The organism is Rhizobium sp. BK176 (assembly GCF_024808055.1).
In genome coordinates, this window is sequence record NZ_JANUBV010000002.1 from 335,731 (window position 1) to 362,463 (window position 26,733).

Below are 26,733 nucleotides of genomic sequence, written 5' to 3' on the forward strand. Positions count from 1 at the left end.
ATTTCATGCTAATTCGTGCAACTGTAGGATCGAGGCCATGTTCACCAGTCAGCGCAAATCATTGATCCTCGACGTTCTTCGGCGGGACGGCCAGGTTGTCGCCAAGCGCGTCGCCGAAGACTTTTCGCTGTCGGAGGACACGATCCGCCGCGACCTCCGGGAGATGGCGGCGGAAGGTTTGCTAAAACGGGTGCACGGCGGGGCAATGCCTGTTGCACCGCAACTTCCCGACTTCTCGACGCGCAAGGGCGTTTCATCTGAGATCAAGGAGAGGCTCGGGAAAAAGTCGGCCTCGCTCGTGCGATCCGGCCAGTTGATCTTTCTCGATGGTGGCACGACGACGGCGGAAATCGCCCGGCAGCTGCCGCGCGAATTTGCCTTTACGGTAGCAACGCACAGCCCGACCATCGCCGCCGAACTGGAACATCACCCGACGGCGAGTGTGATCCTCATCGGCGGCAAGCTCTACAAGCACTCGATGGTATCCGTCGGGTCCGCTGCCATGACCGCGATTTCGCAGCTTCGGCCGGACATCTTCTTTCTCGGGGTGACGGCAGCCCATCCGGTGCAGGGGCTATCGACCGGTGATTTTGAAGAAGCGGCCATCAAGCGTCACATCGCCTCCTGTGCCGCAGCGACGTACGTGCCACTGACGGACGAGAAATTGGACCGCGTCTCGCCTTGCCTCATCCTGCCGATCGCCGGCGTCTCGGGGCTGATCGTTACAGCCGACAGCGCCGCGGCTGCCATCGAGCCCTATCGCAACCTCACTGCCGAGATCCTCGAAGCGTGAACGGTTGGGCAAAACGCGCCTTCAGTTCCGCCAGGTTCTGCGGCAACAGGCTAGCGGCAAGACCGACGACGAAGACTGCAAAGACGACATAGGCGAAGGTATCGCGCCCGCGTCCGAGTGTCAGGAGATCGTTCAGTCCGGGCTGCAGCGCCGCAATCGATGCCGAGAGCCGCATGTCGCCCAAGAGTCGGTCGGGGATGGTGGCAAAGGCTGGCGCCTCCGACAGCGCAAGCAAGGCGCCGTAGACCGCCGAGAAGCGAATGATCATTCGCAGCGCCCGCCATGCTCCGAGCGGCCGCGCGCCGCTGTCTTCGAACGCCCAGCCGATATAGGCGCAGAAGACGACGAGGAACAGGAACGCCACGGGCAGCCCGTCCAACACGGTCTCCGGTTTCAACTGGCCAGTCCAGCCACTGGCGAGCAGCAGCGGGAACGGCGCCGATGCCACGAACCAGATTGCGACGACGACGCCCCAGGCCCAGTTCATCGACAGATAGTGGACGCGGGCAAGCGTAACGACGAGGATGATGGCACCCGCGAGATAGACGCCCGACGGCTTCATCGATCCGGTCATTGTGACGATGATCGGGCCACAGGAGCCAGCGACATGGGCGCAGCCCGAGGAAACGACCGTCAGCCAGGTGACGTAGTCGAAACACATTGTGAAAAAGAGGAAGATCGCGATGGCGATCAACATCCACCAAAGATAGCGGCCCGCAAACATATCCTGCCCTCATGGCGTTCGATGTACTGGGCAAAGGGTAACTCACCCCTCAAAAACCGCATCCGTTCTCGTGGGCTGTAGTTTCACATACATTAGCGAATTCTATTCTTGCGGCGCGACTGTTCCGTTCCGGAACGGCTTAAGCGGTCAGCGCAGCCGCCGCGCGAATGTCGCCAACGTGAATACCGTTCCAATTGTGCATCTGGACCGTCGCCATCGCGGCCAAATTCGCGCGAATCGAATCGTCCTTGCCGAAGAAGCGGCTGAGCGCTGCCGCGACCATCGCTTCTGAGGCACGCGAATGGCCATCGTCGCACTTGATGGCGATCGCGATCCCCTGCTCGGGGATCGCTGCGCAGAAGACACCTTCAGCCCCCGTCTTGGCGAAGATGCGGCCCGGTGCGGCCTCCATCAGCGCAGTGCAGGCACGGCCGGTGCCGGCCACATAGAAGGGCTCGGCCATGCAGGCATCAAACAGCCGCCGGGAGGCCTTGGCGCGAAGCGGCTCGAGGCCATTGCCGGTTGCCATCTTGGCAAAGCCATGCGCCAGGCCGCGCAAGGGAACCGCATAAGTCGGGATGGAGCAACCATCCGTGCCGCAGTTGTCATGGCCGAGCGCTGCACCCGTCAGGCTTTCCATGACACCTCGAATTTCGGCCTGCAGCGGATGGTCGTAGCCGACATATCCCTTCGGATCGATGTCCTGATGGCAGCAGGCGCAGATGAAGCCGGCATGCTTGCCGGAGCAGTTGTTATGCAATGCCGTCGGTCTCTCCATGGCACGCGCCTGGTGGATCAGCACCTTTTGGCTCGAGGACCAATGCGCGCCGCATTCCAGCGTTTCGACATCGCGACCGGCTTTTGCCAGCATGGAGGCGGCAAGCGCGACATGCTCGTCCTCGCCATTGTGCGAGGAGCAGGCGAGCGCCAATTCCTTGTCGCCGAAGCCATAGGCATCCGCCGCACCACTTTCCATCAGCGGCAGCGCCTGCATCGCCTTGCAGGCCGAACGCGGGAAGGTTGGCGCGTCGACGTCGCCGATCGAGAACACGATCTTTCCATCGCCATCCACAGCGACGATGGCGCCGCGATGCCGGCTTTCGACGAGCGAGCCTCGGGTGACTTCGACTGTGACGGGATTGGTCATGGCATAGTCCTGATCATTAGCGCGAATGCGTCACGCATAACGAGTCGCGTCGATAATGCAATTGCCTTTCGGCGCTCCTGCGGCTCGCTACTGCGGTTAGAGTGGCGTGATGCGATAGGCACAGCGGCGGGCGCCAAGCAGGATGTGCTCCTCGCGTTCGACCTTGGCGCCGAGCACGGCTCTAAACGTATCCAGTTCAGAGCGACAGAAGCCGGCGCAAACGCTTGCGGCGGCGCAGATCGGGCAATGGTTTTCGACCAGCAGCAGCGAGCCGTCCGCTTCCTGCCAGCTATCGGCCATATATCCTTCGCTGGTACGTATGGCAGCGAGCTGCCGCACGCGGGATTGAATGTCGGGTGCATCCACCTGCTCGCGATATCGCTTGAGGGTGTCGGCCTCCCGAGCGGAAATGACGGCATCCAGGGCCGGCGTCCCCAGCTGCGCAACCAGCGTGGTCAGGATCGTGGCGGTGAGTTCTGCATGACCATCGGGAAAGGTCTGGTTGCCGGCGGGCGTGAGGCTCCATAGTTGCCGCGGCCTGCCCCTGCCGACCGTGGCTTCGCTGACCGCTTCGACCAACCCCTCCTCCGCCATCTTCGTCAATTGCTGGCGGGCAGCCTCCGAGGAAATGCCGAGCTTGGTCCCAACCGTCGCGGCAAGTTGCGGCCCTTCCGTCTTGATCAGCAGCAGGATTCGGTTAGCCGGCGATTGCTTCATCTATTTTTCCAAGTTGACACTTGCTTTAATAACATGCCGGTGTATTTTTCCAAAGAATAACTTGTAAAAAAATAATGCATATCCCCGGAAGCATGCAAGGCATGAACGCTGATGACCGACATTGAAGAGATTTCTGCAGACAAGCCCTCCGTCTTCCATCTGTTTTCCGCGCCGCTGCTGCCGGCGACGCTGATGCTCGGTGGTGGTGTCACCCTCTACGCCGTAGAGACCTACATCACCGCGACAATTGCGCCGTCGATCGTTCGCGACATCGGCGGGCTCGAACTGCTGTCGTGGATGACGACGCTCTTTGTTGCCGCTGCGGTCCTTGGATCGATCTTCGTCGCAACGCGCCCGCGAGGCATCGGGCTGTGCAGCGTCTACGTCTCAGGCGCACTCATATTCGGCGTCGGCAGCCTAGTCTGCGCGCTCGCTCCAGCGATGCCATTGGTGCTGGTCGGGCGCACAGTACAGGGTTTCGGGGCCGGCATTCTTGCCGGGCTTGCCTATGCATTCATTCGCTACGCCTACCCCGAGCCGCTGTGGCAGAAGGCGTCGACGCTCTATGCCGCCATCTGGGGCGTTTCGACCTTGCTCGGTCCCAGTCTGGGAGGCCTGTTTTCCGAGGGCAGCGCGTGGCGCCACTCCTTCATGCTGCTCGTTCCGCTCTGCGTGCTGATGGCGTCGCTTGCACCGTGGTTGCTGCCGCGCGCAGAGGACGATCGCGCCCACGGCAAGACGCCGATCCTACAGATTGCCTTGCTGCTTGCGGCCGTACTGGTGGTCAGCATCGCCGGAACGATCGACGAAACCAACTTCAAGGCGTTGCTGATTGCAGCGTCAATCGTCATGATCGTTTCGATGCTGACTGTCGAGCGGCGCGGCAGGAACCGTCTGCTGCCGACAGGCGCCGTAACGCTCGCAAAGCCGGTGGCGCGCGTCTATCTGACGATGTTCGTGCTGCTGCTGGTGCTGACAAGCGACATCTATATTCCGTATTTCCTGCAGGTGCTGCACGCCGTAACGCCGCTGGTGTCGGGCTATTTGACTGCGCTTGTCGCCCTCGGTTGGACCTTTGCGGCCTTCTTCAGCGGAACACTCTCGGGACGCCGGGCCAACACCGCCATCGTCGCCGGTTGCGTGATCGAGATGGTTGCGGTCGCGTCCCTGACCCTTTTCCTCGCTGCGGACAACCAATCCGGCAACCTTGCCATTCTCGGCCCTGCCGTCATCGGCATGTTCCTGATGGGCTTTGGTGTAGGCCTTGGCTGGGCGCACCTGGTGACCAAGATCCTGAGTCTTGTCGACAACTCCGAACAGGACAAGGCCTCAGCCGCGATTTCGACAGTGCAGTCTCTCGGCAGCGCCTTCGGCGCTGCGGTTGCCGGCGTGATCGTCAACAGCACCGGACTGGTGAACCCCGGCGGGGTCGCCGGCAGCGTCTCGGCTGCCCATTGGCTCTATGTCCTGATGGCCCTCCCCGGCCTGATCGCCGTCGCCACGTCTTTAACCCTCTCGTCGCCCACCGAACGGCAGGCCCGGTGAGCAACGTGCGAGCGGTCACAAACGCAGCATGATCTTGCCGATGTGACCGCTCGTTTCCATCAGCCTATGCGCGTCGGCGACGTCTTCGAAAGCAAGGACGGTATCGATAACGGGCGCAAGCTTGCCTTGATCGAGAAGCGGCCAGACCTGGGAAAGGAGATCGTCGCGGATCGCGCGCTTTTCCTCAGGCGTGCGCGGGCGCAGCGTCGAGCCGGTGATCGTCAGCCGTTTGACCATGATCGGCGCCAGATTGACCTTTTCCGCGACAGCGCCACCGAGAAAGGCGATGATCGAGAGGCAGCCGTCCTTCGCAAGCGACGCCACGTTCCGTTCAAAGTAGGCAGCGCCGATCATGTCGAGGATGATATCGACCCCATGACCGGTCTCGGCCTTGATGACCTCCGCAAAATCCTCGGTCTTGTAGTTGATGGCCCGCTTTGCGCCGAGCTTGACGCAGGCATCGCATTTTTCCTGCGAACCGGCCGTTGCGTAGACCTCGGCGCCGAAGGCCCGCGCGAGCTGGATGGCGGTCGTCCCGATACCGCTCGAGCCGCCATGCACGAGAACCTTTTCTCCTTCCGTGAGCCCGGCCATCTGGAACATATTGGCCCAGACCGTGAAGTAGTTTTCCGGAAGAGCGGCCGCCTTGATGGCATCGTAACCTTTCGGGAAGCGCAGCGCCTGGCCGGCGGGCAGCAGGCAATATTCGGCATAGGCGCCGCCGTTGGCCAGGCCGCAGACTTTGTCGCCGACGGCAAAATCCCTGACACCAGCACCGATGGCGACGATCTCGCCTGCCAACTCAAGTCCCAGAATGGGGCTGGCATCCTTTGGCGGCGGATAAATGCCCTGACGCTGAGCGACGTCGGGCCGGTTGACGCCGATCGCCGCGGTGCGGACAAGAAGCTGCCCCTCCGACGGGATCGGCAATGGTCCGGAGGCAATCCGCATCACTTCAGGCGCGCCGAAGCTCGGCAGGTCGATGAAGCGCATCTGCGTGGGCAAAGACATGGTCCGGTCTCCTCGTTCCGAAAGCAGTGAGATAGTTCAGCGCTTCGGACTTGAGAAGGCAGGAAGAGCGGGTGGCGTCAATTCGTCTCGCCCAGAAGATGGAAGACGAGCCCCTCGTCGCTTTCCTTCGCCTCGGCCTTGATGTGGGCGATTTCGGCGCTGACGCGATTGATGTCGTCGATGACCAGACCTTCCGGCAATTCGAGCACACCGATCGAGCAACGCATCAGCGGGAACAGCGCCTCAACACCGGCGCGGTCATGGCCGCGAATGCGGCCAGCGGCGCGATCGGTGTCGGAGTAGAGGCCGAGCACATCGTCGTGAAAATCGCTGATCAGCCGGTCGAGAATCTCGGTCAGCTCGTCCTTGGTCCAGCCGCGGACGCCGATGAAGAAATCGTCACCGCCGACATGCCCGAGGAAATGACGCTCGGCGAAGAAATAGCGGCGCATCAGCGCTGCAAAGAGCGAAATCGCGTGGTCGCCGAGGTGGAAGCCATAGGCATCGTTGAACGGCTTGAAATTGTCGAAGTCGCAATAGCAGAAGTGACGCTTCTCGTCGCCGTCGAGGCTCGCTTCGCGCATGAAGTCGCGGATCGCCCTGTTGCCCGGCAACCCGGTCAGCGGGTTCTGGTCCTGAGCGGTCTTCAGCTTCTTCTCGTTCATGACCTTGATGAGCGAGGCGGCCGAGACGACGCCCGCATAGCGCATGTTGTCGGTCAAGAGCAGGCAGTTCGTGCCCTCCATGTTGGCGAAGATCGCCATCAGCTGCTCGGTATCGGAATCAAGGCCGACGATCGGCGCCATCTCGACGAAGTGAGAGATGGTCCGCTCGTAGACCTTGTTCTTCAGGAGGTCACGCCCGAAAGGCTGGTAGATGTATTCCTTCAAATGACGTTCGTGCAGGATGCCGCGCGGCTCGCCGTTCGCGTTCAGCACCGGGAAAAACGCCTGTTGGGGATTGCGACGGAAAAGCTCGAAGACGCTGTCGATCGTGTCGTTCTCGTAGACCGTCGGCAGCATCTCGATCTGCTTGCGGATCAGGATCTCGTCGAGCGATTGCGGATTTCGCTTGCTCTTGCCGAGCTCCAGAAGGTGCGGAAACGCGGGCTGCAATTCAGTGACATGGGTGGTCGGGCGGGAGACGAACCAGCCCTGGACAAGGTCAACGCCGAACTCGCGGCATGCGACGAACTCCGCCTCGGTCTCGATACCCTCGGCGATGACCCGGGTGCCAAGGACGTGGGCAATGTGGACGATGTTCTTCAGAAGGTGGCGCTTGCGCGGGCTGCTGTCGATGTCGGCGATGAAATGCCGGTCGATCTTCAAGTAGTCGACCGGATGGTCGCAGAGCAGCTTCATCTCGCCGTGGCCGACGCCGAAATCGTCGATCGCGAGCTTGAAGCCGGCCCTGCGCAACAGCGATACGAGCGCTGCAAACTCGGGCACGCTGGTATTGTCGAAGCGCTCGGAGAACTCGAAACAGATCGAGGACGGCGGAATATTGGCGAGCTTCAGATGCTGCAGCAAGCCTTCCACCAACCGCTCGCCATGCGGGATCAGCCGGACATCGAGATTGAGGAACAGCGTCGAACTGGAGAAGTGCGGGAGCGTGGCGAACTTCGCAAGCGCACGACTGGCCACCATCTGCTCGAGTTGCAGAAGCTGCTGGTTCTTATGCGCCTCGTCGAGGATTTCGACCGGAGAGTTGAAACCAATGCGCTCCTGTCCTCGCATCAGGGATTCATAGCCAAATACGACACCCGTCCCTGCCTCCACGATGGGCTGGAATGCATTCTCGATAACGAGTTTCGCAAGGGTCACGATCTGATCGCTGGCGTAACGACGAACAAGCGCCGGATCGACGGTGGCAGCCAAAGACATGCCAATCTCCACTGTGTCTTATTGTTTTGCGCAGGGACACTGGCGGAGAAGGATCAACGAACCCTTTCCCGAATGTGAAACTTTTGTGAAAGCCGGCCGTCTTAGATCGAATTTTATCGATCAATCAACGACTTGCTCAGGCAGTGCGCCGGTGCTCGGCCTCGTGATCGGCAAACATGTCGGCCACACACCGGCCGCCACGGGGAGCCCTACTCTGATCGAACATCTCTTCGTGGTATCCGCCGAGTTTGCGAGCGGCGTCCCACATGCGAAGGGCCTCGCGCACGACTTCGCTGCTCGATGCGTAGCTGCCGTCGTCAACGGCGGCCCGGATATCGGCAGCCTGCAACGGTGAGATGGATACGGTGACCATCGGCATGAGATTCCTCCCTTTACCTCGTGGGCACGTATGCCCGGTCGGGGGACGGTTGTCCCGTCCACGGCATTACCGACGCGCGCCGCCGCCTCGGGCCGCCTCTTGATGGGGAAATTTTAGTCCTCCCTCACATACTTGTCAAAAAAAGAAACAGTCCGTGATGGGAGCCTGTGAATTGCGGGCATAATTCAGCTGCGGACGGCAAGACCGAAAGCAAGCATGGACCAGCCCTGAATGAGAAGGTCGCAGGCGAGGAAAAGGCCCAGGATCCAGAGGCTGTTGACGGGCCATCCGGTGGCAATCACAACCCCGGCCAGCGCAGTAATGATCCCGCTGACAAGAACCCAGCCCCAACCCTTGACCGGACGCATGCGCAAGCCGACCCAGGTACGGAACACCCCGGCGATCAGCAAGGCGATCGCAAGAAACAGCGTCAACACCGCCGATGCCAGAAGGGGATTCTCGAAGGCAAAAAACCCGGCCAGTACATAGAGAACGCCGCTCAGCGCCCAAACCAGCACCTGTCCCCAGGTCCTCACCTGAAACGCATGGACCAGATAGACGATCCCACCGATCAGCATCAGCACGCCGACATAATAGACGGACACAACGGTCGCGAGCATGACATTTGCCAATGCGATGATGCCGCAGGCGATCAGAAGCACGCCCAGCGCGACGAACCAGCCCCACTTCGATTGCAGCGACGAAAAGCTCAGTCGATCAGACATATCTGCCATGGCACACCTCCTGGTTGGTAACCGAGTATGCCGCAAAAACACGGAATTGGAAGGGGTTAGCCTTTTCAAGCCCTTTCAGATTTTTATTGATTGATCAGTCAATCAAAATTATGATGAGGCATCTTCATGGAGTGATGCGATGCCCAAGGTCGGAATGGAGCCGGTTCGCCGAAAGGCGCTCGTCGACGCCGCGCTGCGCGTGATCGGCGATCACGGCTCGCTGACCGTCACCATGTCGGAAATTGCCCGACAGGCCGGTGTATCGCCGGCACTGGCGCATCATTACTTCGGCAGCAAGGAACAGCTGCTGATCGAAACCGTCCGCTCTCTCCTAAAGCAACTGCGCGACGACGCGGTGACGGCATTGAAAGCGGCGGATGCGCCGCGTGCGAAGATTTCCGCTGTCATCCGTGTCAGCTTCCAGGCCGACCAGTTCGCGCCGGCAACGATTGCCGCCTGGCTCGCCTTTTATGCCGAGGCTCAGCGCTCCGAAGAGACGCGGCGCTTCCTCGTCATTTACGCTCGCCGTCTGCGGTCGAACCTCGTCGCCAACCTGAAAGCGCTCTGCCCCGGCGATGCCGCAGAACGCATTGCCGAAGGCGCGGCTGCGATGATCGACGGGCTCTATATCCGCCAAAGTCTGAGGTCTGCGCCTGTCAGCATCGAGGCATCGATCTCGCTTACCGAAGACTACATCAATTCACAGCTTGCCGCCCTTGCGAAAGGACAGATCCAGTGACCCTCAGAGCCCAGCCGAAAGCCTCCCATTTCATCGACGGCGAATACGTCGAGGATGAAGTCGGCAGCGTCATCGAAAGCATCTATCCGGCGACCGGCGAGGTCATCGCCCGGCTGCACGCGGCAACGCCCGCCATCGTCGAAAAGGCAATCGCATCGGCCAAGCGCGCCCAGCCGGAATGGGCGGCGATGAGCCCCACGGCGCGCGGCCGCATCCTGAAGCGAGCCGCCGACCTCATTCGCGAGCGCAACCGCGAGCTGTCGGAACTGGAAACGCTCGATACCGGCAAACCGATCCAGGAAACGATCGTCGCCGACCCGACATCGGGGGCCGACAGCTTCGAGTTCTTCGGCGGCATCGCAGCTGCCGGCCTCAACGGCTCCTACATCCCGCTCGGCGGCGATTTCGCTTACACCAAGCGCGTGCCGCTTGGTGTCTGCGTCGGCATCGGCGCCTGGAACTATCCGCAGCAGATTGCCTGCTGGAAGGGCGCACCGGCGCTTGCCGCCGGCAACGCCATGGTCTTCAAGCCATCGGAAAACACGCCGCTCGGCGCGCTTGCCATTGCCGAAATCCTGCACGAAGCGGGCCTCCCGAAGGGACTTTACAACGTCATCCAGGGCGACCGCGAAACGGGACCGCTGTTGGTCAACCACCCTGATGTCGCGAAGGTGTCGCTGACGGGCTCGGTGCCGACCGGCCGCAAGGTCGCGGCGGCGGCTGCCGGCAGCCTCAAGCACGTCACCATGGAGCTCGGCGGCAAGTCGCCGCTGATCATTTTCGACGACGCGGATATCGACAGCGCCGTCGGCGGCGCCATGCTCGGCAACTTCTATTCGACCGGCCAGGTCTGCTCGAACGGCACGCGCGTCTTCGTGCAGCGCAAGATCAAGGCTGAGTTCCTGAAGCGGCTGAAGGCCCGCACCGAAGCCATCCTGATCGGCGATCCGATGGACGAGGCGACGCAACTCGGGCCAATGGTATCTTGGGCGCAGCGCGACAAGGTTCTCTCCTACATCGCGAAGGGCAAGGCCGAGGGTGCGACGCTCGTGACCGGCGGCGGCATCCCGAACAACGTCTCCGGCGAAGGCTACTACGTGCAGCCGACCGTGTTTGCCGACGTCACCGACGAGATGACGATTGCTCGCGAGGAGATCTTCGGACCTGTCATGTGCGTGCTTGATTTCGACGACGAGGCCGAGGTGGTCGCCCGCGGCAACGCGACCGAATTCGGCCTCTCCGCCGGCGTCTTCACATCAGACCTGGCGCGCGGCCATCGCGTCGTCGACCAGCTCGAGGCCGGCACGCTGTGGATCAACACCTACAATCTCTGCCCTGTCGAAATCCCGTTCGGCGGCTCCAAACAGTCAGGCTTCGGACGCGAGAATTCGCTGGCCGCGCTGGAATACTATTCGGAACTGAAGACGGTTTATGTCGGCATGGGGCCGGTGCAGGCGCCGTATTGAGGCGGCAAGCGCCCCATCCGGGCAGGTAGCATTCAATTTCGCCTCGTCCCGATCGGCTCTGCGGCCAATCCGAGGATGAGGCGGGGAATCGGAAAAGAAGCACATCATGCAGCAGGCAGATTTCGTCATCATCGGCTCCGGATCGGCGGGCTCCGCACTGGCCTACCGGCTTTCGGAAGACGGCAAGAATACCGTCATCGTCATCGAGGCGGGCGGTTCGGATTTCGGGCCGTTCATCCAGATGCCGGCGGCGCTTGCCTGGCCGATGAGCATGAAGCGCTACAACTGGGGCTATCTCTCAGAGCCCGAACCGAACCTAAACAACCGGCGCATCACTGCGCCGCGCGGCAAGGTGATCGGCGGCTCCTCCTCGATCAATGGCATGGTCTATGTGCGCGGCCACGCCGAGGACTACAATCGCTGGGAAGAACTCGGCGCGCAGGGCTGGGCCTATGCCGACGTTCTCCCCTACTTCAAGCGGATGGAGCACAGCCACGGCGGCGAGGAAGGCTGGCGCGGCACCAATGGGCCGCTGCACGTCCAGCGCGGCGTCTTCCGCAACCCACTGTTCCGCGCCTTCGTCGAAGCCGGCAAGCAGGCAGGCTTCGAGACGACAGAGGATTACAACGGCTCGAAGCAGGAAGGCTTCGGGCTGATGGAGCAGACGATCTTCGGCGGCCGTCGCTGGTCGGCGGCCTCAGCCTATCTGAAGCCAGCGCTGAAACGCCCGAACGTCGAGGTCGTCTATGGCCACGCCCAGAAGGTGGTGATCGAGAACGGCCGGGCAGTCGGTGTCGAGATCGAGCGCGGCGGTAAGATCGAGGTCATCAAGGCCACCCGCGAAGTGATCGTCTCGGCTTCGTCGTTCAATTCGCCGAAGCTCTTGATGCTGTCGGGTATCGGGCCCGGGGCGCACCTGCAGGACATGGGGATCGAGGTAAAAGCCAACCGGCCAGGCGTCGGCGCAAACCTGCAGGACCACATGGAATTCTATTTCCAGCAGGTCAGCACCAAGCCGGTTTCGCTCTATTCATGGCTGCCGTGGTTCTGGCAGGGGGTCGCCGGCGCGCAATGGATGTTCACCAAATCTGGCCTTGGCACCTCGAACCAGTTTGAGGCGTGCGCCTTCCTGCGCTCGGCGCCCGGCGTCAAGCAGCCCGACATCCAATACCATTTCCTGCCGGTGGCGATCAGCTATGACGGCAAGGCGGCAGCCAAGAGCCACGGTTTCCAGGTGCATGTCGGCTACAATCTGTCGAAGTCGCGCGGCAACGTCACGCTGGCTTCGTCGGACCCGAAGGCGGACCCCGTCATTCGGTTTAACTATATGAGCCATCCTGAGGACTGGGAGAAATTCCGCCATTGCGTGCGGCTCACCCGCGAGCTCTTCGGCCAGAAGGCTTTCGACCAGTATCGCGGACCGGAGATCCAGCCGGGCGAGAAAGTGCAGACCGACGAGGAGATCGACGCCTTCCTGCGCGAGCATCTCGAAAGCGCCTATCACCCCTGCGGCACCTGCAAGATGGGCGCGAAGACCGATCCGATGGCCGTCGTCGATCCTGAGACGCGCGTCATCGGCGTCGACGGTCTGTGCGTCGCCGACTCGTCGATCTTCCCGCATGTGACCTACGGCAACCTGAACGGCCCGTCGATCATGACGGGGGAGAAGGCAGCCGACCACATCCTCGGCAAGCAGCCTCTGCCGCGCTCCAACCAGGAGCCCTGGATCAACCCGCGCTGGGAAACGAGCGATCGGTAGAACTGCCGACCGCTATCAGACGAAGCCGATCCAGCGACCGGCAAGCAACGCGGACGTCCACACCGCTGCGGAGAGGCCCGCCTGAAGGCGCAAGCTGAAGGCGGGCGAAGAGCCCGACACGGCCCGTCGCCAGGCTGCTTGCGCATGGACGACGGCCGCGTTCAAAATGCCGAGGACCAACACCCCCAGCTTCGCCAGGAAGGCCGGATTTTCGGCGTATTCGATCGGCTTGACGCTGAAAAGAGCAAAGCCAGTGAGAACAGCTCCCACAAGCCCGACGGCCGCGGCCCGTGACAGGAACGGGCCAAGCACCGCCAGCGGCAGCGAGCCGAACAAGCCCATCAGCCGCAGATCCAGTGGCAGGATCGCCCCGATCAGCAGCCCGATCGAAAGGATATGGGCGGCATTGACTGCCATGTAGACAAGCGCCGAGCGCCGCAGCCCTGACGACAACGGGGTTGCGGCGAGCCATTCCAGGAGCTCGATCGCCATCGCTCAGTTCGTCTGAATCCGTTCCGGATAGATGTCGAAACGCTTGTCGGCGACCGTGATCCGTACCGCCTTCATCCGCTTTTCGTCGGGCTTCTGCGAGCGGTTTCCAAGCACGACGATCGAATCGCCTTTCTTGGCCGATCCTTCGACAAAGCCCGAGCGTTCGGTCTGCCTGGGGTTGCCAAGTTCGACAAGCCAGACGCCGTCGTCGGCGGTCGCAACATCGAGGGTCGGATGCGGGCCTCCCATCGTTATCTTCTCGATGGTACCCCGCAATTCCGTCTGCTCACCCTCGGCCCACGACCAGCCGTGATGCGCGGCGGCTCCCGTCGCCAAGGTGACTACGAGGATTGCACCGACTATCATTCGTTTCGTGTCCATGACGTGCATGTTCGTTTCTCCCTACCTCTGCAAAGGAGCGAATTGGCGCAGCGTCGGGCGACGGAAAGCTATCTCACCGAATCTTGAGGCAGGAGCACAATGCCAAGTGGAGCGGCCAACGGTCGATGGGACCTAGCCCTAGGCGAGCATGCGGGTCACTTGCGCGACCTTTGCCGGAGCAACGGCATCAGCAATCGTGGTTGAGAACAGGACCTTGCGGGTCGCGTCGGCCACCTTGGCGAAAACGTGGCGGATCTCGCAGTTCTGCTCACCATCGCAGTCGTCGCACTTGCGATAGGCAGTGATCGACAGGCATGGAAGCGGTGCGATCGGGCCATCGATGATGCGTAATACCTCGCCGAAGGTGATCATGTCGGCCGGCTTCAGCAGGAGATAGCCGCCCTGCTTGCCACGACGGCTGACGACGATACCTTGATGTTTCAGGTCGAGCAAAATCTGTTCGAGGAATTTCTTCGGTATCTTCTGCTGCGCCGCAATGTCGGAAATCATCACCGGCTCGCCGTCATCGGCTGCCGCCAATACTGTCAGCGCCCTTAGCGCATATTTTGCCTTCTGCGTAATCATCTTTGACCGTCGACACACACATGGCGGGCGGAATCAGGAACCCACCGCAAGCTCTGTCCTGCCTCTATGGCATGCGCCGCATGAACGGAATTTGAACAAGCCGGCGAAACCCTTGAGAGACAAGGTTTTTGGCCTTGTTTTTCACCCTCGGCCAATAGTCGAAATTTACGCCAAAATGCACCCTAGATGTCATCACTTCACATTTCCGATTGACAGGCAATGTGTTACCCTACTAAATCAATAGACAATTAGTTTGACCGCTGCGAACCATTGCTGGCGCGGCTGCTTTTCCGCATTGCAGCGGCCGGGGAGAGATATTTGCTCCTATCGCCGCCGCTTTCGAAATCCGTTTTTCTGTCCGATCCAAGCCTGACCTGCGATACTCCGGCCAACATCAAGGACAGGATCCCCATGACTGTTGCTGCCAATCCAAACGCTGAAGCGGAAACGCTGAACGCGAAACTCTCAGGCCTTGACCTTGCCGGGCGTCTGTCGTTCGTCGCCGGTCTCGGTGGCCGCGTCGTCTTTACTACGTCCCTCGGCATCGAAGACCAGGTCATCACTGCCGAAATCGGCAATCACCGCCTGCCGATCGACGTCGCGACGCTGCAGACGGGACGTCTGTTTCCGGAAACGCTGGCGCTGATCGACGAGACCGAGAAGCAATACGACATCCACATCAGCCGCTACGAACCGGAGCAGGCCGATATCGACGCCTATGCCGCAAAATACGGCCTGAACGGCTTCTACGAAAGCGTCGAAGCCAGACATGCCTGTTGTGGCGTGCGCAAGCTGAAGCCGCTTGCGCGCGCACTCGATGGGGCAACCATCTGGATCACCGGTCTGCGCCGCGGCCAGTCGGCCAACCGCGCGGAAACGCCGTTTGCCGAGTATGACGCCGAGCGCCACCTGTTGAAGGTCAACCCGCTCGCCGATTGGGACATCGACGTCATCAAGGCGTACGTCGCCGACAACGGTGTGCCGGTCAATCCACTGCATGCCCGTGGCTACCCCTCGATCGGATGCGAACCCTGCACGCGGGCGATCAAGCCCGGCGAGCCGGAGCGTGCCGGCCGCTGGTGGTGGGAGCAGGACGAAAAGCGCGAATGCGGCCTGCACGTGGCTGAAGAAGCCTCGGCGATTGCCGCGCAACAGTAACCCGTCGACTTCGGGATCGGAGCGCGGCTTCCCGCCTGCGCTCCTCGAAGTCTGAAATGCACCTCGTTCCGGATGCCTCCCTTTCTGGAATGATCGAAGTCTGGAGTTAGAAATGCCCGATAGCCGTCCGGATACGGAACTCAGCAATCCCCAGAGCGCCAAGCCGCCGCTCGACCCGCATTTGAAGGCGCTTGAAAACGAAGCGATCCATATCTTCCGCGAAGTCGCCGCCGAATTCGAAAAGCCGGTGATGCTGTACTCGATCGGCAAGGACTCGTCGGTCCTGCTGCATCTTGCACGCAAGGCCTTCTACCCCGGCCGCGTCCCCTTCCCGCTGCTGCACGTGAACACCGGCTGGAAGTTCGCGGAGATGATTACCTTCCGCGACGAGATCGTAAAGAAGTACGATCTCGACCTGATCGAGCACATCAATCCGCGCGGTGCCGCCGAAAACATCACGCCGTTCACCTACGGTTCGGCGCGCTACACCGACATCATGAAGACCGAAGCGCTGCGCAATGCGCTCGACGCCGGAAAGTTCGACGCAGCCTTTGGCGGCGCCCGCCGCGACGAGGAAGCGAGCCGCGCCAAGGAGCGTATCTACTCCTTCCGCACGCCTGACCATCGCTGGGATCCGCGCAACCAGCGCCCGGAACTCTGGAACGTCTACAACGGCCAGATCCGCAAGGGCGAAAGCGTTCGCGTCTTCCCGCTGTCGAACTGGACCGAAGTCGACATCTGGCGCTACATCCAGGCGGAAAACATTCCGATCGTGCCGCTCTATTTCGCGGCAAAGCGCCCCTATGTGGAGCGCGACGGCATGATGATCGCTGCCTCCGATCCGCGGCTTGAACTGCTGCCCGGCGAAACCAAGCAGGAAGATTCCATCCGCTTCCGTACGCTCGGCTGCTTCCCGCTGACGGGCGCGATCCGCTCTACCGCCACCACCCTTGAAGACATCATCGCGGAGCTGGAAATCGCCACGGTTTCCGAACGACAGGGCCGCGCCATCGACCGCGACCAGTCCGGCTCCATGGAAAAGAAGAAGCGTGAAGGATATTTCTGAGATGACCGCAGCCGTAACCGCCGCACACGCCCTCGCCGTGCCCGCCGCAGAACCCGCGACGGCGACCCGCGACTCGCGACCGCTGCGCCTCATCACCTGCGGGAGCGTCGATGATGGCAAGTCCACCCTGATCGGCCGCCTGCTTTGGGACACCAAGGCAGTCAAGGAAGACCAGGCCGCCACGCTGCAGCGCGATTCCACCGGCAAGCAGAACGATCTCGGCCTGCCAGACTTTGCACTCCTGCTCGACGGCCTGCAGGCCGAGCGCGAACAGGGCATCACCATCGATGTCGCCTATCGCTATTTCTCGACCGACAAGCGCTCCTTCATCGTCGCCGATACGCCCGGCCACGAGCAGTACACCCGCAACATGGCGACCGGCGCATCCACCGCCGATCTCGCCGTTCTGCTGGTCGATGCACGCGCCGGCATTCTCGAGCAGACGCGCCGTCACGCGACGATTGCTTCGCTGCTCGGCATCAAGCAGTTCGTACTTGCAGTCAACAAGATCGACCTGACGAACTACGACCGCGCCGGCTTCGACAAGATCACGCACGAGTTCCGCGAATTCGCCCTGTCGCTCGGCGTGAAGCAGATCACCGCGATCCCGATGTCGGCCTTGAAGGGCGAGAACGTCGTCTACTCCGGCGAAGCAGCGATGCCGTGGTATGCCGGCCCGACGCTGGTCGAGACGCTCGAGCTTGCCACCGTCCGCTCGTCGCAGGCGACCGGCTTCCGCTTCTCGGTGCAGCGCGTATCGCGCCCGGGCGAAAGCTTCCGTGGCTACCAGGGCACGGTTGCTGGCGGTTCCGTCAAGCCGGGCGACAGCGTCATGATCCTGCCGTCGGGCATGGTCGCCAACGTCACCAAGATCGTCACCTTCGATCTGGTGCGCAACGCCGCCGTTGCCGGCGACGCGATCACGCTAGTCCTCGACCGACAGGTGGACGTTGCCCGCGGCGATATGATCGTCTCGATCGACAGCCAGCCGCAGGTAGGCCTCTCTTTCGATGCGCAGATCGTGGCGTTGCAGCCTGAGGGCATAGAAGCCGGCAAGCGCTACTGGCTGAAGAGCGGTAGCCGTCGCCAGCGCGTTCAGGTACAGCCGGTGGCACAGCTTGAGCTGAAGACGGGTGCCTGGGCTCCAGTGGACACGCTCTACATGAATGCGATCGGCAAGGTACGCCTCGCCTTCGACGAACAGGCGATCTTCGATCCCTACGAACAAAACCGCGCATCCGGCTCCTTCATCCTGATCGATCCCGACACCAACAACACGGTGGCCGGCGGCATGATATCAGGAAAGCGGAGCGAACTCGGCGGCATCCACGGCGGCGACGCCCGCGTGATCCTGTCTCTGCCGGCCGATCTCGCCGACCAGATCATGGCCAGCGAGCTTTTCGCCAACCGCCGCCACGAGGCGGAGGTGCGGCGCATGACGGCCGCTGAAGCATCCGACCTCTGGTCGAACGCGGCCAGCGACATCTGACGAATGTTTGCCGTGGCCCGCTCCAATCGAGCGGGCCACGAATTCTACATGCTCGCCTGCACCCGATGCAAGTTGGCATAGACCCCGTCATGGGCCATGAGATCCTCATGGGTTCCATGCTCGACGATGCCATCGCCCGTGAGAACCAGAATGCGGTCGGCGTGGCGAACGGTCGACAGACGGTGGGCGATCACCAGCGTTGTTCTCCCCTTCGCCAAACTCAGCAGCGCACGCTGCACCGCGCGTTCACTCTCGTTGTCCAACGCGCTCGTCGCCTCATCGAAGATCAGGATCGCCGGGTCCTTGAGGAAAACGCGAGCGATCGTGAGACGCTGGCGCTGGCCGCCCGAGAGCTTGACCCCGCGTTGCCCGATATCTGTGTCGTAGCCGTCGGGTAACGCCATGATGAAATCATGCGCGTTCGCGGCACGAGCGGCGGCCACCACTTCGGCATCCGTCGCGTCCGGCCGTCCGTAGCGCAGGTTTTCCGCTATCGTGCCGGCGAACAGATACACATCCTGCTGTACGATGCCGATATGGCGGCGCAGCGACGCCAACGTCACGTCGCGAAGGTCGGCACCATCAATGCGGATTGCCCCGGACTGGATGTCGTAGAAGCGTGGGATGAGTGCGCAAAGCGTACTCTTGCCCACGCCTGAAGGCCCCACCAAAGCCACGAACTCGCCCGGCGCGATGGTCAGGGAAACGTTGTCGAGCACGCTGGCGCCCTCGTCAGCATAGCCGAACGTGACCTCGGAGAAGGTGATTTCCCCGTGAGGAACCGACAAAGGCCGGGCTCCGGGCTGGTCCGTGATGTCAGGTGCGATCTCCAGTATCTCCATGGCCCTGACGAAACCGGTGTAGCCCTCCTGCCAAAGCCGTACGAAGTTGGCCAACCGCCTGACTGGGTCGACCAGCACCGCCACGCAAAGCAGGAACGTCAGGAGATCGGCGACGGTGAGCTCCGCCGTCAGGATGCGGATAGCCCCGACGATGATGACAAGGATGGTGATGAGCTGCGCGAAGGTCTCCGTCCCAACGGAGAACCAGGCCTCGCTGCGGTAGCCGTCAGCACGGCTGCGGAGAAAGCCCTGATTGAGATCGGCGAAGCGCTCCTTCTCCCTGGCCTCGTTGGCGAAGGACTGGACGACACGAATGCCCGCCAAGGCATCTTCGACGCGCTCGTTGACGGCGGCGATCTGTTGCTTGCTGGCGTCGAGCGCGCGGTTCATGCGTCGATTGAAATGCAACGCATAGGCGATGGCCAGCGGTGTAAGCAGAAGGATGATGCCGGCCAACGGCGGATCGATGTAGAACAGGACAACCATTGCCCCGCCATATTTGAGCACGGCGATGGAGAGGTCTTCGGGACCATGGTGGAAAAGCTCACCCAACCACAGTGAATCATTGGTGATGCGGCTCATCAGCTGACCGGTGCGCTGCGTGTCGTGGAAGCTGAACGAGAGCTTCTGGCAGTGCTCGAAGAGCTCTTGGCGAACCGCCGCCTCGATCCGGGCACCCATCACATGGCCCTGATAGTCGACAAAGAAGATGGCGACGCTCTGGAGCACGAGGATCGCGAGCATGGCGGCCCCGATAACCAGAATCTCCCCGAAGGCCTGCGGCGTATCGCTCAGCGTCAGAAGATAGCGCGTGACGTAGTTGGCGCAGAGCGGCAGCGCGATCGCCGTGCCGGCAACGAGGATTGCACAAAACAGGTCCGCCAGCAGCAAAGGCAGATGCGGCCGATAGTAGGAGAGAAATTTGCGCCAGCGCGAAGGCCGGCGTTCACGGTCGGCATCGATCTGCCGGGTCCGGAAGACCCAAAGAGAGGATTTATGGCGTGGCGTGCTTTTCCTTGCGCGCGAGAACCGAGAAATCATGAAGCGTCATGTCCTTGTGGTCGATGTTTCCTTTCTGGTTGGACAGGATCGTTTTCATGTTGGTCTCCCGAAGCTGCAGGAATTGAGACCCAAGCATCGCAGACAAGAGCGGTCTTCTCAATATCGCAGCTGGCGAAAGGCGCGAGATGTCATCTGCGCGCAACAGTCGGCGCTGGCGTCGCCAGAATGCAAAACCAGCACCGGGTATGTCAGATCATATGCCGGCGTCCTGCCTGACGGTCCCGGCTTGTCGGCCTCGCCAGCGCGCCTACCACAGCGGCATGTGGCGGTTGACATCCTTATAGAGCAGGTAGCGGAAGCGGCCCGGACCGCCGGCATAGCAGGCCTGCGGGCAGAAGGCGCGCAGCCACATGAAGTCGCCGGCTTCCACCTCTACCCAATCCCTGTTGAGGCGATAGACCGCCCTGCCCTCGAGGACGTAGAGGCCGTGCTCCATCACATGCGTTTCCATGAACGGAATGACGCCGCCCGGCTCGAACGTGACGATGGTGACGTGCATGTCGTAACGAAGATCGGCCGGATCGATGAAGCGGGTCGTTGCCCAGGCATCGTCGGTGTCGGGCATCGGCTGCGGCGGATGATTTTCCTCATGCGTGAAGATCGCCGGCGGCGGATCCTGCCCTTCGACCTCCTGGAACGCCTTGCGGATCCAGTGGAACTTCACGGGCGCCGCGCTCTTGTTCCACAGCGTCCAGCGGGAGCCGGCAGGCAGGAAGGCGAAGGAACCAGGGCGCATTGCATGCGAGGCGCCCTCGAACTCGACGGTCATCTCGCCGTCGACCACGAAGAGCACGCCTTCGGCGCGCTTCTCAGGTTCTGGCCGGTCGCTGCCGCCACCCGGCTGCACTTCCATGATGTACTGCGAAAACGTCTCGGAAAAACCGGTCAGCGGGCGGGAAATCACCCAGGCGCGCGTGCCTTCCCAGTGCGGGAAATAGCTGGTGACGATGTCCGTCATCACGCTGCGGGGGATGACCGCATAGGCTGTCGTGAACACGGCCTTGCTGGACAGGAGTTCGGTCTGCGGCGGCAGGCCGCCCATGTTGGAATAAAAGTTTGCTTTGCTCATTGATTCACTTTTCACGGGCCGGGATTGTCAATCTGCTTTAAGCGCCGCATCTATTCTAGGCAACCTTTAGATTGCCGCCACCACGCGGCAGAATGTCCACAGCGCCTGGCCGCCTGAGGAGAGATGCCATGAGTCTGGAAAAACTTCGGGAAGACTATGCTGAGAAGGTCAAGGAGTACGAGGGCAACCTCAAATCCATGACGGAGAATGATGTGAAGCACTTCCGTGCCGAGGGATCCGGCCCGCTCTCCGACATCACCGAACAGATCCGCAACGAGTATTATCGACATATCGAGAGCTATGCCGCCCTGATTGCCGAGATCGATGCCATTCTTGGGGTGTAAGGATATACGTCAAAACCGGACAATCTCGCCGCCTGTCCGCAAGGTAGGGCGACGCGGATACGTCGAGCCAGACCGGTCTTGCACTCCGATTTCGCGATGAGCGGACGGACACTCAGGCGATCTTGGCAAGTCCAGTATCGGTGTCGTCGGCCAGTATCTCAGCCTGCGCCACCGAAACGTTCGCCGACGCCATCAACAGCAGGCATAGGCCGACCGCGCGCGGCACTTCGGCTTCGCCTGAAGCCCAGCGACGCGACGTGATCTGGTCGACAGCAAACAGCCTTTCGACACCCGCGGCGCCCAGTCCCGTGACGGCAACCGCAGCTCTGTACTCCGAGGCCTTCATGCACTGTTCCTCGCCCGCTCGACGCGCGCTTGTCTGATATATTTTGTGTGAAGGACGGTACTTTAGTCCTCGCTTATATTTATGAATACCGAAAAGCGACAATTAGGCGTCTGTTTGCGACGCCGACGAAGCAGGCCTTTCGGCAAAGCGGTGAGAACAAAGGGCCGGTGCTGCCGCGCCATGACCTGGGCGGCAAGCAAAGAAAAAAGCCCGCTTTCGCGGGCTTTTCGGCTGGTCGGAGTGGAGTGATTCGAACACTCGACCCCCACGTCCCGAACGTGGTGCGCTACCAGACTGCGCTACACTCCGTGACCAGCGGCGCCTCTATAGACCGGCCCATCCTGTTGCGCAAGCACCAAAATTCAAAAGCCGGCGCATTTTTTACAGACGCGGCCAGCCCCCATCTCGGCCGCGTAAGTGGAACAAAAAGACACACTTGCGGCAAATTTTGCGATTGCGAAGGTCGGCCGATTTTCTTTTGCCGGGTTCCGCGCTAAAGCGCTCGGCGGGACAAGCGGAAACCGCTGCAGACCAGCAGTTCCCGCCGTCGAATGCGCGACAACATTTCAGGGACGAAAGAATGAAACTCCGCACCTTTGCCGCGGCTGGGCTTGCCATTGCGCTTGCCGGCTGCACGACGATTCAGACCTCTGCCGATCCGATTTCCAGCCGCTGGGTTGGCCAGTCCGCCGGAAAGTTCTTCGCCGCCTTCGGCCCGCCGATCAACGACGTCGAAAACGGCTCTGGCGTCACCTACACCTGGAAGGGTGGCTACAAGACCGTGCGCGTTCCGGCAAAATATGCGGACGGTGCGGACGGCAAGCGCGGCAAGCAGATCGCGGCGGCCCGCACGCAGTACCTGCGCTGCCAGGCCGAAATCGTCACCAGCTCCGACTACACGATCCGCAGCATCCGCGTCGTCGGCGACATCCCGGGCGTCAGCGGCCCGTCCTATTGTGCCGAGTTCCTGGCACCGGCACAGCCCGCGTAGTAAGAACCGGCACAGCAAGTGGCTTTGGAAGGCGGCCCTACGACGGGTCGCCTTTTTTTGTATCGAGTGGGTGCCACTCATCGCGTGTCGCCACGCGGCTTCGGTCGCAGCTGACATCTGCGCAAGCGAGTGTTTATCATTGCTGGAGTTCAGTGGCTGGGGCGCCAGGATTCGAACCTGGGAATGCCGGTACCAAAAACCGGTGCCTTACCGCTTGGCGACGCCCCACCAGAGCTTGAAAGCGGAGACCGCTTGCCAAATCGACGCCTGCTTAGCAAAGCTCGCCTGCCGTCACAATCATTAAGTTTCGGGCCGTGGCATATTTCTGTGCGCTTTCTGCGTCACCATGCTAGGTCTCGCCTCAGCCGTCCCGGACGATGGAGTGACGATGAGCCAATACCGTGCCCGACCGCCTGCCCTCGCAACGCTGCTGCTCGACGACGCCGTGGTTCGGATCACGCGCTGGGACTTCGAGCCGGGCGCCGATACGGGCGTCCATACGCATGGAATGGGCTACGTCGTCGTGCCGATGACCGATTGCCAGTTCCTGCTGGAGGAGAAGGACGGCAGCCGCAGGGTCGACATTGCCAAGGGCGCCGCCTACCGGCGCGATGCCGGCACCGAGCACAATGTCGTCAATGCCGGCGATCAGCCGATGTCCTTCATCGAGATCGAATACAAATAAATGGCAAGTCCCGAATTCAATCTGGCTTTCGAGCCCGCATATGGCCAAGCCGTGCCAGTTGCCTCGGGCGTACAGCGCATCACGGTCAACAACCCGAGCGCCTTCACCTTCTACGGTACCAACAGTTACATCATTGGGGATCAATCCACGGCCGTCATCGATCCCGGCCCTGAAGACGAGGCACATTTCCATGCCTTGTTGGCAGCGCTCGACGGACGCGAGGTCACCCACATCTTCGTCAGCCACACACATCGCGACCACTCGCCGCTGTCGCGGCGCCTGCAGGCGGCGACCGGGGCACGGATCGTGGCCGAGGGACCGCACCGCGCCGCCCGCCCGCTGTACCAAGGCGAGATCAACCCTTTTGCCGAGAGCTCGGACCTGGATTTCAGACCCGACATCACAATTCGCGATGGTGAAACGATCGCGGGCGACGGTTGGAGCCTGACCGGCGTCCTGACGCCGGGACACACCGCCAACCATGCGGCCTTCGCGCTCGAGGGGACGGGGATCCTGTTTTCCGCCGATCATGTCATGGCGTGGGCAACTTCCATCGTCGCACCGCCAGACGGCTCCATGTCGGATTACCTGGCCTCCCTCGACAAGCTGATTGCGCGGCATGACCGCATTCTGCTTCCGGGACATGGGGGCCCCGTGCACAAGCCGATCTCGTTCATGCGGGCGCTGAAAACCCATCGACGAATGCGCGAACGGGCTGTGCTCGGCCGCATCCGAGCCGGCGATCGCAACATTCCCGAAATGGTAAAGGTCATCTATCGCGAAACGGATCCACGCCTGCACGGCGCCGCCGCCCTCTCGGTGCTTGCCCATATCGAGGATCTGCTGGAGCGCGGTGAGATCGAAACCGACGGGCCGCCTGCCCTGCTCGGGTCATACCGGCCGGCAAAGCGGAGATAGTCCGTGCGCGAGGCCTACAGCTATCGCGCCGATGCCGGCGTGCCCGAATTCGCGGATGACAAGCCTCTCATCGTCTTCGATGGAGAATGCGTGTTCTGCTCGGCGTGGGTCCAGTTCGTGCTGAGGCGCGACAAGGCTGAGCGCTATCGCTTTCTTGCGGCGCAATCGCCACTCGGGGAAGCGCTCTATCGCCACTACGGGCTCGATGGACGCGACTACGAAACCAATATCCTGATCGAAGACGGACGCGCGCACTTCAAGTCGAGAGGGACGATCCGTATGATCGAAGCGCTTGGCTTTCCCTGGTCACTTGTAGGCGTCCTTCGACTGCTCCCGCGGGGGCTTGCCGACAGGCTCTACGAATTCGTGGCGCGAAACCGTCTGCGCATTGCCGGCAGGCGAACCACCTGCTTCGTGCCTAGCCCGGATCAGAGGCGCCGATTCCTAGGGTAATCAATCGGGGACGACTGGTTCCGACGGCTAAACCGAAACGCGACTAGCTGCCGGCGATGCCGAGCAATTCGGAATCCAGAGCCTTCAGGTAGTCCTCGGCAACATCGGCGCTGAGGCCAAGGTCGTGAGGGCCGTAGCGTGAGGCGACCCTGACATCGACAAGGGTGGTTTCGGCTTCTTCGCGCAAACGGATGACGATGTCGAAACGCAAGCCGAGGACCAAGGTGCGGGTTTCGCCCTGGAGCGTGACGCCATTGGCCCGGCGAATCAGCTGCGCGACATCGTCATCATAAGGCCGCGGCGTCGGGATCGGCACGGCTTCCGGTGCCTCGGCAACCGCGCCATCATCCGGCTGCGGCTTGACCGGCCGATCGTCGATATCGCTTGGCTCGTCGTCGCCATCGGCGCGAGTGATCCGAATGCCGCTCTGCTTGGCGACCTTCTTCACGGCCTGGAGCACGCGGTCTATCGCACCGTCGTAGCGACGGCCGGTCAGCTCCGGATAGGCCTCGAGTTGCTTTTCACGGTCTTCCGGCGTCGCAGCTGGCGGGCGCTTCAGCCAGATCTGGTCGGCATTCGGCGTCTTCAGCCAATCCGGGGCGGAGACGAGATCGGTCGAGACGTCGTAGATTGCCGGCAGCATGAAATATCGTTCGGCAGCAATTGCGCCGAGCGCCAGCGGAAGAGCAACAAAAATCAAGGCTTTCAAGGCATCCAGCCCACCTTCGGCCCCTGTCAGCCAAAGGCTGCGGAGGCCGGCGAAGGCAAGCAGCGCTGCCAGCAGTGCGAAGCCCGCAGAGACAATCAGCACCAGCACCAGGTATGGCGTGGCAAGGCCGGCGAAGCGGTGACCGACCAGAGCGGCAAGGCAAAGAACCAGCGCAAATGCCCCGAAGCGCCGCGAGAAGCGGGCGGCACTTGAAACGGGGCGGTCGAAACGGATTGCCATCAAACTTACCGGTTACTCGCAAGCGGCGCGTCCCGCATGAACGCGCAAAATCGCCCTCGACTTGTTTAGTGCAAGATTCGCCTAAATTGAAACTGTTGTGTCGATCCGAGGCACGCAATCCACGGAGAAGACGACAATGGCGTGCGTGAGCATTTTCTGATATTCGTTGATTTGCAGTTGTGTGGTTCGCGCTGCAACCGACCAACAGGAGAAGGGCAATGATTGCACCGGAGCTCGCATCGGGAACCCAGGCGCCGACGCTGGGGGCGACAACCGATCATGCAGATCCGCTTCTGCCGATAGAGCTTCTGGAACTGGAATTGTCCCTCGATGGATATGACGGCAAATCCGACTTCTGCGAGACGGTGCGCGTGGCTTCGGCCAAGGCCGGCGGCGAATTCCTTTTCGACCTTCCCGCCGAGGGATTGATGGACGACTGCAAACGGATCGCCGTGCTCCGCATCCCCTCCTCCAACGAGAAGATGCGTGTCGTTCTCGCTGTACTCGATCACAGCGGCACCGAAATCCGGATGGAAGCACCGGACCCCGCGACAGCCCACCTCGTCCGATTCGCCGATGCCTTCATCAAGGTCCTCGAACGGTTCTGACCTCGAGCTCTTTCAGGGCTAATCGCGCGCCACGGCTGCCTCGGCCACACTGCGAAACGGGAATTTGCGGCCGCATTCGCATATGATCATGCAGGTTTCCTGATGATTGGAGGGGCGCTGGATGAAGAAGCCGCGCGGCAAGTGGTCGACGCTGAAACCCGGATGCTTGCGCTTCGGATCATCGATTTCGGAGGCTTCGGCAAAACCCGTATTGCCGCATTGCGGGCAGGTCAGTTTCTTCGAGAATCGATCGCGCAGTGCCATGCTTGCCTTCCAGTATCGTGCAAGCCGCCTTCTTACAGGCGATCCCGGGCGGGCGAAAGCCGTTCGCGCGCCCGGATCGGTCGACACGCAGCGATCGCAGAACCGGCTCGTAACCCTAAGCCATTCTTTTAGTT

Annotated in this window: 29 protein-coding genes and 2 tRNA genes; 14 read left to right on the forward strand and 17 right to left on the reverse strand. The window is 61.6% G+C overall.

What is annotated here, in order from left to right; translation table 11 throughout:
* Nucleotides 1–37 precede the first annotated feature (37 nt).
* A complete protein-coding gene (locus FHT76_RS10930; protein WP_259126704.1) occupies nt 38–793 on the forward strand; it encodes a DeoR/GlpR family DNA-binding transcription regulator in 756 nt (251 codons plus the stop codon).
* Here the strand turns inward: FHT76_RS10930 and FHT76_RS10935 are convergent.
* From FHT76_RS10935 to FHT76_RS10945, 3 genes are all read right to left on the reverse strand, one after another.
* Nucleotides 768–1,517, reverse strand: a complete 750-nt coding sequence (locus FHT76_RS10935; RefSeq protein WP_183859809.1) for a hypothetical protein — start codon at nt 1,515–1,517, stop codon at nt 768–770. The two genes, FHT76_RS10930 and FHT76_RS10935, sit on opposite strands and share 26 nt — an antisense overlap.
* Before the next feature lie 139 nt (nt 1,518–1,656).
* Nucleotides 1,657–2,664: an asparaginase gene (locus tag FHT76_RS10940; protein ID WP_183859811.1), complete on the reverse strand. Its 1,008-nt coding sequence runs from the start codon at nt 2,662–2,664 to the stop codon at nt 1,657–1,659.
* Between the two features lie 96 nt (nt 2,665–2,760).
* Nucleotides 2,761–3,381, reverse strand: a complete 621-nt coding sequence (locus FHT76_RS10945; RefSeq protein ID WP_259126703.1) for a metalloregulator ArsR/SmtB family transcription factor — start codon at nt 3,379–3,381, stop codon at nt 2,761–2,763.
* A gap of 111 nt (nt 3,382–3,492) precedes the next feature.
* Here FHT76_RS10945 and FHT76_RS10950 point away from each other — a divergent pair, with 111 nt between their 5' ends.
* Nucleotides 3,493–4,926 carry an MFS transporter gene (locus tag FHT76_RS10950; protein ID WP_259185590.1) on the forward strand — a complete coding sequence of 478 codons (1,434 nt, stop codon included), beginning with the start codon at nt 3,493–3,495 and terminating at the stop codon, nt 4,924–4,926.
* Between the two features lie 15 nt (nt 4,927–4,941).
* On the opposite strand, the gene FHT76_RS10955 is transcribed toward FHT76_RS10950, so the two are convergent.
* The 4 genes from FHT76_RS10955 to FHT76_RS10970 all read right to left on the reverse strand — a co-directional run bounded on the left by FHT76_RS10955 (nt 4,942) and on the right by FHT76_RS10970 (nt 8,933).
* Nucleotides 4,942–5,937: an NAD(P)H-quinone oxidoreductase gene (locus tag FHT76_RS10955; protein ID WP_259126700.1), complete on the reverse strand. Its 996-nt coding sequence runs from the start codon at nt 5,935–5,937 to the stop codon at nt 4,942–4,944.
* A gap of 77 nt (nt 5,938–6,014) precedes the next feature.
* A complete protein-coding gene (locus FHT76_RS10960; RefSeq protein WP_259126698.1) occupies nt 6,015–7,820 on the reverse strand; it encodes a bifunctional diguanylate cyclase/phosphodiesterase in 1,806 nt (601 codons plus the stop codon).
* Between the two features lie 136 nt (nt 7,821–7,956).
* Nucleotides 7,957–8,199, reverse strand: coding sequence for a type II toxin-antitoxin system ParD family antitoxin (locus FHT76_RS10965; protein WP_183752084.1), 243 nt, complete (start codon nt 8,197–8,199; stop codon nt 7,957–7,959).
* Between the two features lie 185 nt (nt 8,200–8,384).
* Nucleotides 8,385–8,933: an HdeD family acid-resistance protein gene (locus FHT76_RS10970; RefSeq protein ID WP_114711892.1), complete on the reverse strand. Its 549-nt coding sequence runs from the start codon at nt 8,931–8,933 to the stop codon at nt 8,385–8,387.
* Nucleotides 8,934–9,072: 139 nt separating this feature from the next.
* Here FHT76_RS10970 and betI point away from each other — a divergent pair, with 139 nt between their 5' ends.
* The 3 genes from betI to betA all read left to right on the forward strand — a co-directional run bounded on the left by betI (nt 9,073) and on the right by betA (nt 12,897).
* Nucleotides 9,073–9,672, forward strand: a complete 600-nt coding sequence (gene betI, locus FHT76_RS10975) for a transcriptional regulator BetI (RefSeq protein WP_183859820.1) — start codon at nt 9,073–9,075, stop codon at nt 9,670–9,672.
* Nucleotides 9,669–11,138 carry a betaine-aldehyde dehydrogenase gene (betB, locus tag FHT76_RS10980; RefSeq protein WP_259126696.1) on the forward strand — a complete coding sequence of 490 codons (1,470 nt, stop codon included), beginning with the start codon at nt 9,669–9,671 and terminating at the stop codon, nt 11,136–11,138. Before betI ends, betB begins: the two co-directional genes overlap by 4 nt.
* A gap of 106 nt (nt 11,139–11,244) precedes the next feature.
* Nucleotides 11,245–12,897 carry a choline dehydrogenase gene (betA, locus tag FHT76_RS10985; RefSeq protein ID WP_259126695.1) on the forward strand — a complete coding sequence of 551 codons (1,653 nt, stop codon included), beginning with the start codon at nt 11,245–11,247 and terminating at the stop codon, nt 12,895–12,897.
* A 15-nt stretch (nt 12,898–12,912) separates the two neighbouring features.
* On the opposite strand, the gene FHT76_RS10990 is transcribed toward betA, so the two are convergent.
* From FHT76_RS10990 to FHT76_RS11000, 3 genes are all read right to left on the reverse strand, one after another.
* Complete coding sequence (locus FHT76_RS10990) at nt 12,913–13,389, reverse strand: DUF6644 family protein (RefSeq protein WP_183752093.1); 477 nt, start codon at nt 13,387–13,389, stop codon at nt 12,913–12,915.
* Between the two features lie 3 nt (nt 13,390–13,392).
* On the reverse strand, nt 13,393–13,779 hold the full coding sequence (locus FHT76_RS10995; RefSeq protein WP_183859826.1) for a DUF6152 family protein: 387 nt from the start codon (nt 13,777–13,779) through the stop codon (nt 13,393–13,395).
* A 129-nt stretch (nt 13,780–13,908) separates the two neighbouring features.
* Complete coding sequence (locus FHT76_RS11000; protein WP_183752097.1) at nt 13,909–14,355, reverse strand: Rrf2 family transcriptional regulator; 447 nt, start codon at nt 14,353–14,355, stop codon at nt 13,909–13,911.
* 411 nt (nt 14,356–14,766) lie between these two features.
* Between FHT76_RS11000 and FHT76_RS11005 the strand changes: the two genes are divergently transcribed.
* From FHT76_RS11005 to cysN, 3 genes are all read left to right on the forward strand, one after another.
* Nucleotides 14,767–15,513 (forward strand): phosphoadenylyl-sulfate reductase, encoded by a 747-nt coding sequence (locus FHT76_RS11005; RefSeq protein ID WP_183859827.1) that lies wholly within the window; start codon nt 14,767–14,769, stop codon nt 15,511–15,513.
* Nucleotides 15,514–15,625: 112 nt separating this feature from the next.
* Nucleotides 15,626–16,579, forward strand: a complete 954-nt coding sequence (gene cysD, locus FHT76_RS11010) for a sulfate adenylyltransferase subunit CysD (RefSeq protein WP_183859829.1) — start codon at nt 15,626–15,628, stop codon at nt 16,577–16,579.
* Between the two features lies 1 nt (nt 16,580).
* Nucleotides 16,581–18,068 carry a sulfate adenylyltransferase subunit CysN gene (gene cysN / locus FHT76_RS11015; protein WP_183752103.1) on the forward strand — a complete coding sequence of 496 codons (1,488 nt, stop codon included), beginning with the start codon at nt 16,581–16,583 and terminating at the stop codon, nt 18,066–18,068.
* Nucleotides 18,069–18,112: 44 nt separating this feature from the next.
* Here the strand turns inward: cysN and FHT76_RS11020 are convergent, their stop codons facing one another.
* Nucleotides 18,113–19,951, reverse strand: a complete 1,839-nt coding sequence (locus FHT76_RS11020) for an ABC transporter ATP-binding protein (protein ID WP_183859831.1) — start codon at nt 19,949–19,951, stop codon at nt 18,113–18,115.
* A 268-nt stretch (nt 19,952–20,219) separates the two neighbouring features.
* On the reverse strand, nt 20,220–21,041 hold the full coding sequence (locus FHT76_RS11025; RefSeq protein WP_183859833.1) for a bifunctional allantoicase/(S)-ureidoglycine aminohydrolase: 822 nt from the start codon (nt 21,039–21,041) through the stop codon (nt 20,220–20,222).
* Nucleotides 21,042–21,169: 128 nt separating this feature from the next.
* Between FHT76_RS11025 and FHT76_RS11030 the strand changes: the two genes are divergently transcribed.
* Nucleotides 21,170–21,385 (forward strand): hypothetical protein, encoded by a 216-nt coding sequence (locus tag FHT76_RS11030; protein ID WP_016553119.1) that lies wholly within the window; start codon nt 21,170–21,172, stop codon nt 21,383–21,385.
* A 112-nt stretch (nt 21,386–21,497) separates the two neighbouring features.
* On the opposite strand, the gene FHT76_RS11035 is transcribed toward FHT76_RS11030, so the two are convergent.
* Both FHT76_RS11035 and FHT76_RS11040 read right to left on the reverse strand, forming a co-directional pair.
* On the reverse strand, nt 21,498–21,731 hold the full coding sequence (locus FHT76_RS11035) for a hypothetical protein (RefSeq protein WP_183859835.1): 234 nt from the start codon (nt 21,729–21,731) through the stop codon (nt 21,498–21,500).
* 232 nt (nt 21,732–21,963) lie between these two features.
* Nucleotides 21,964–22,040: transfer RNA gene (locus tag FHT76_RS11040), tRNA-Pro, on the reverse strand.
* 271 nt (nt 22,041–22,311) lie between these two features.
* Here FHT76_RS11040 and FHT76_RS11045 point away from each other — a divergent pair.
* On the forward strand, nt 22,312–22,722 hold the full coding sequence (locus FHT76_RS11045; protein WP_183859837.1) for a hypothetical protein: 411 nt from the start codon (nt 22,312–22,314) through the stop codon (nt 22,720–22,722).
* Between the two features lie 153 nt (nt 22,723–22,875).
* Here the strand turns inward: FHT76_RS11045 and FHT76_RS11050 are convergent.
* A tRNA-Gln gene (locus FHT76_RS11050) sits at nt 22,876–22,950 on the reverse strand.
* Nucleotides 22,951–23,110: 160 nt separating this feature from the next.
* On the opposite strand from FHT76_RS11050, the gene FHT76_RS11055 reads away from it, so the two are divergent.
* Genes FHT76_RS11055 through FHT76_RS11065 form a run of 3 tightly spaced genes read left to right on the forward strand, consistent with a single transcriptional unit; the run spans nt 23,111 to nt 24,778 of the window.
* Nucleotides 23,111–23,407 (forward strand): cupin domain-containing protein, encoded by a 297-nt coding sequence (locus FHT76_RS11055; protein WP_112661495.1) that lies wholly within the window; start codon nt 23,111–23,113, stop codon nt 23,405–23,407.
* A complete protein-coding gene (locus tag FHT76_RS11060) occupies nt 23,408–24,325 on the forward strand; it encodes an MBL fold metallo-hydrolase (RefSeq protein WP_183859839.1) in 918 nt (305 codons plus the stop codon).
* A gap of 3 nt (nt 24,326–24,328) precedes the next feature.
* The gene (locus FHT76_RS11065; RefSeq protein WP_183859841.1) at nt 24,329–24,778 is read left to right on the forward strand and encodes a thiol-disulfide oxidoreductase DCC family protein; all 450 of its coding nucleotides are present in this window, start codon (nt 24,329–24,331) and stop codon (nt 24,776–24,778) included.
* 43 nt (nt 24,779–24,821) lie between these two features.
* Here FHT76_RS11065 and FHT76_RS11070 read toward each other — a convergent pair whose 3' ends face one another.
* Nucleotides 24,822–25,727, reverse strand: a complete 906-nt coding sequence (locus FHT76_RS11070; protein WP_183752192.1) for a DUF1499 domain-containing protein — start codon at nt 25,725–25,727, stop codon at nt 24,822–24,824.
* A gap of 218 nt (nt 25,728–25,945) precedes the next feature.
* On the opposite strand from FHT76_RS11070, the gene FHT76_RS11075 reads away from it, so the two are divergent.
* On the forward strand, nt 25,946–26,335 hold the full coding sequence (locus FHT76_RS11075) for a hypothetical protein (RefSeq protein WP_183859843.1): 390 nt from the start codon (nt 25,946–25,948) through the stop codon (nt 26,333–26,335).
* A gap of 18 nt (nt 26,336–26,353) precedes the next feature.
* Here FHT76_RS11075 and FHT76_RS11080 read toward each other — a convergent pair whose 3' ends face one another.
* On the reverse strand, nt 26,354–26,599 hold the full coding sequence (locus tag FHT76_RS11080; RefSeq protein ID WP_259126693.1) for a hypothetical protein: 246 nt from the start codon (nt 26,597–26,599) through the stop codon (nt 26,354–26,356).
* Nucleotides 26,600–26,733 lie beyond the last annotated feature (134 nt).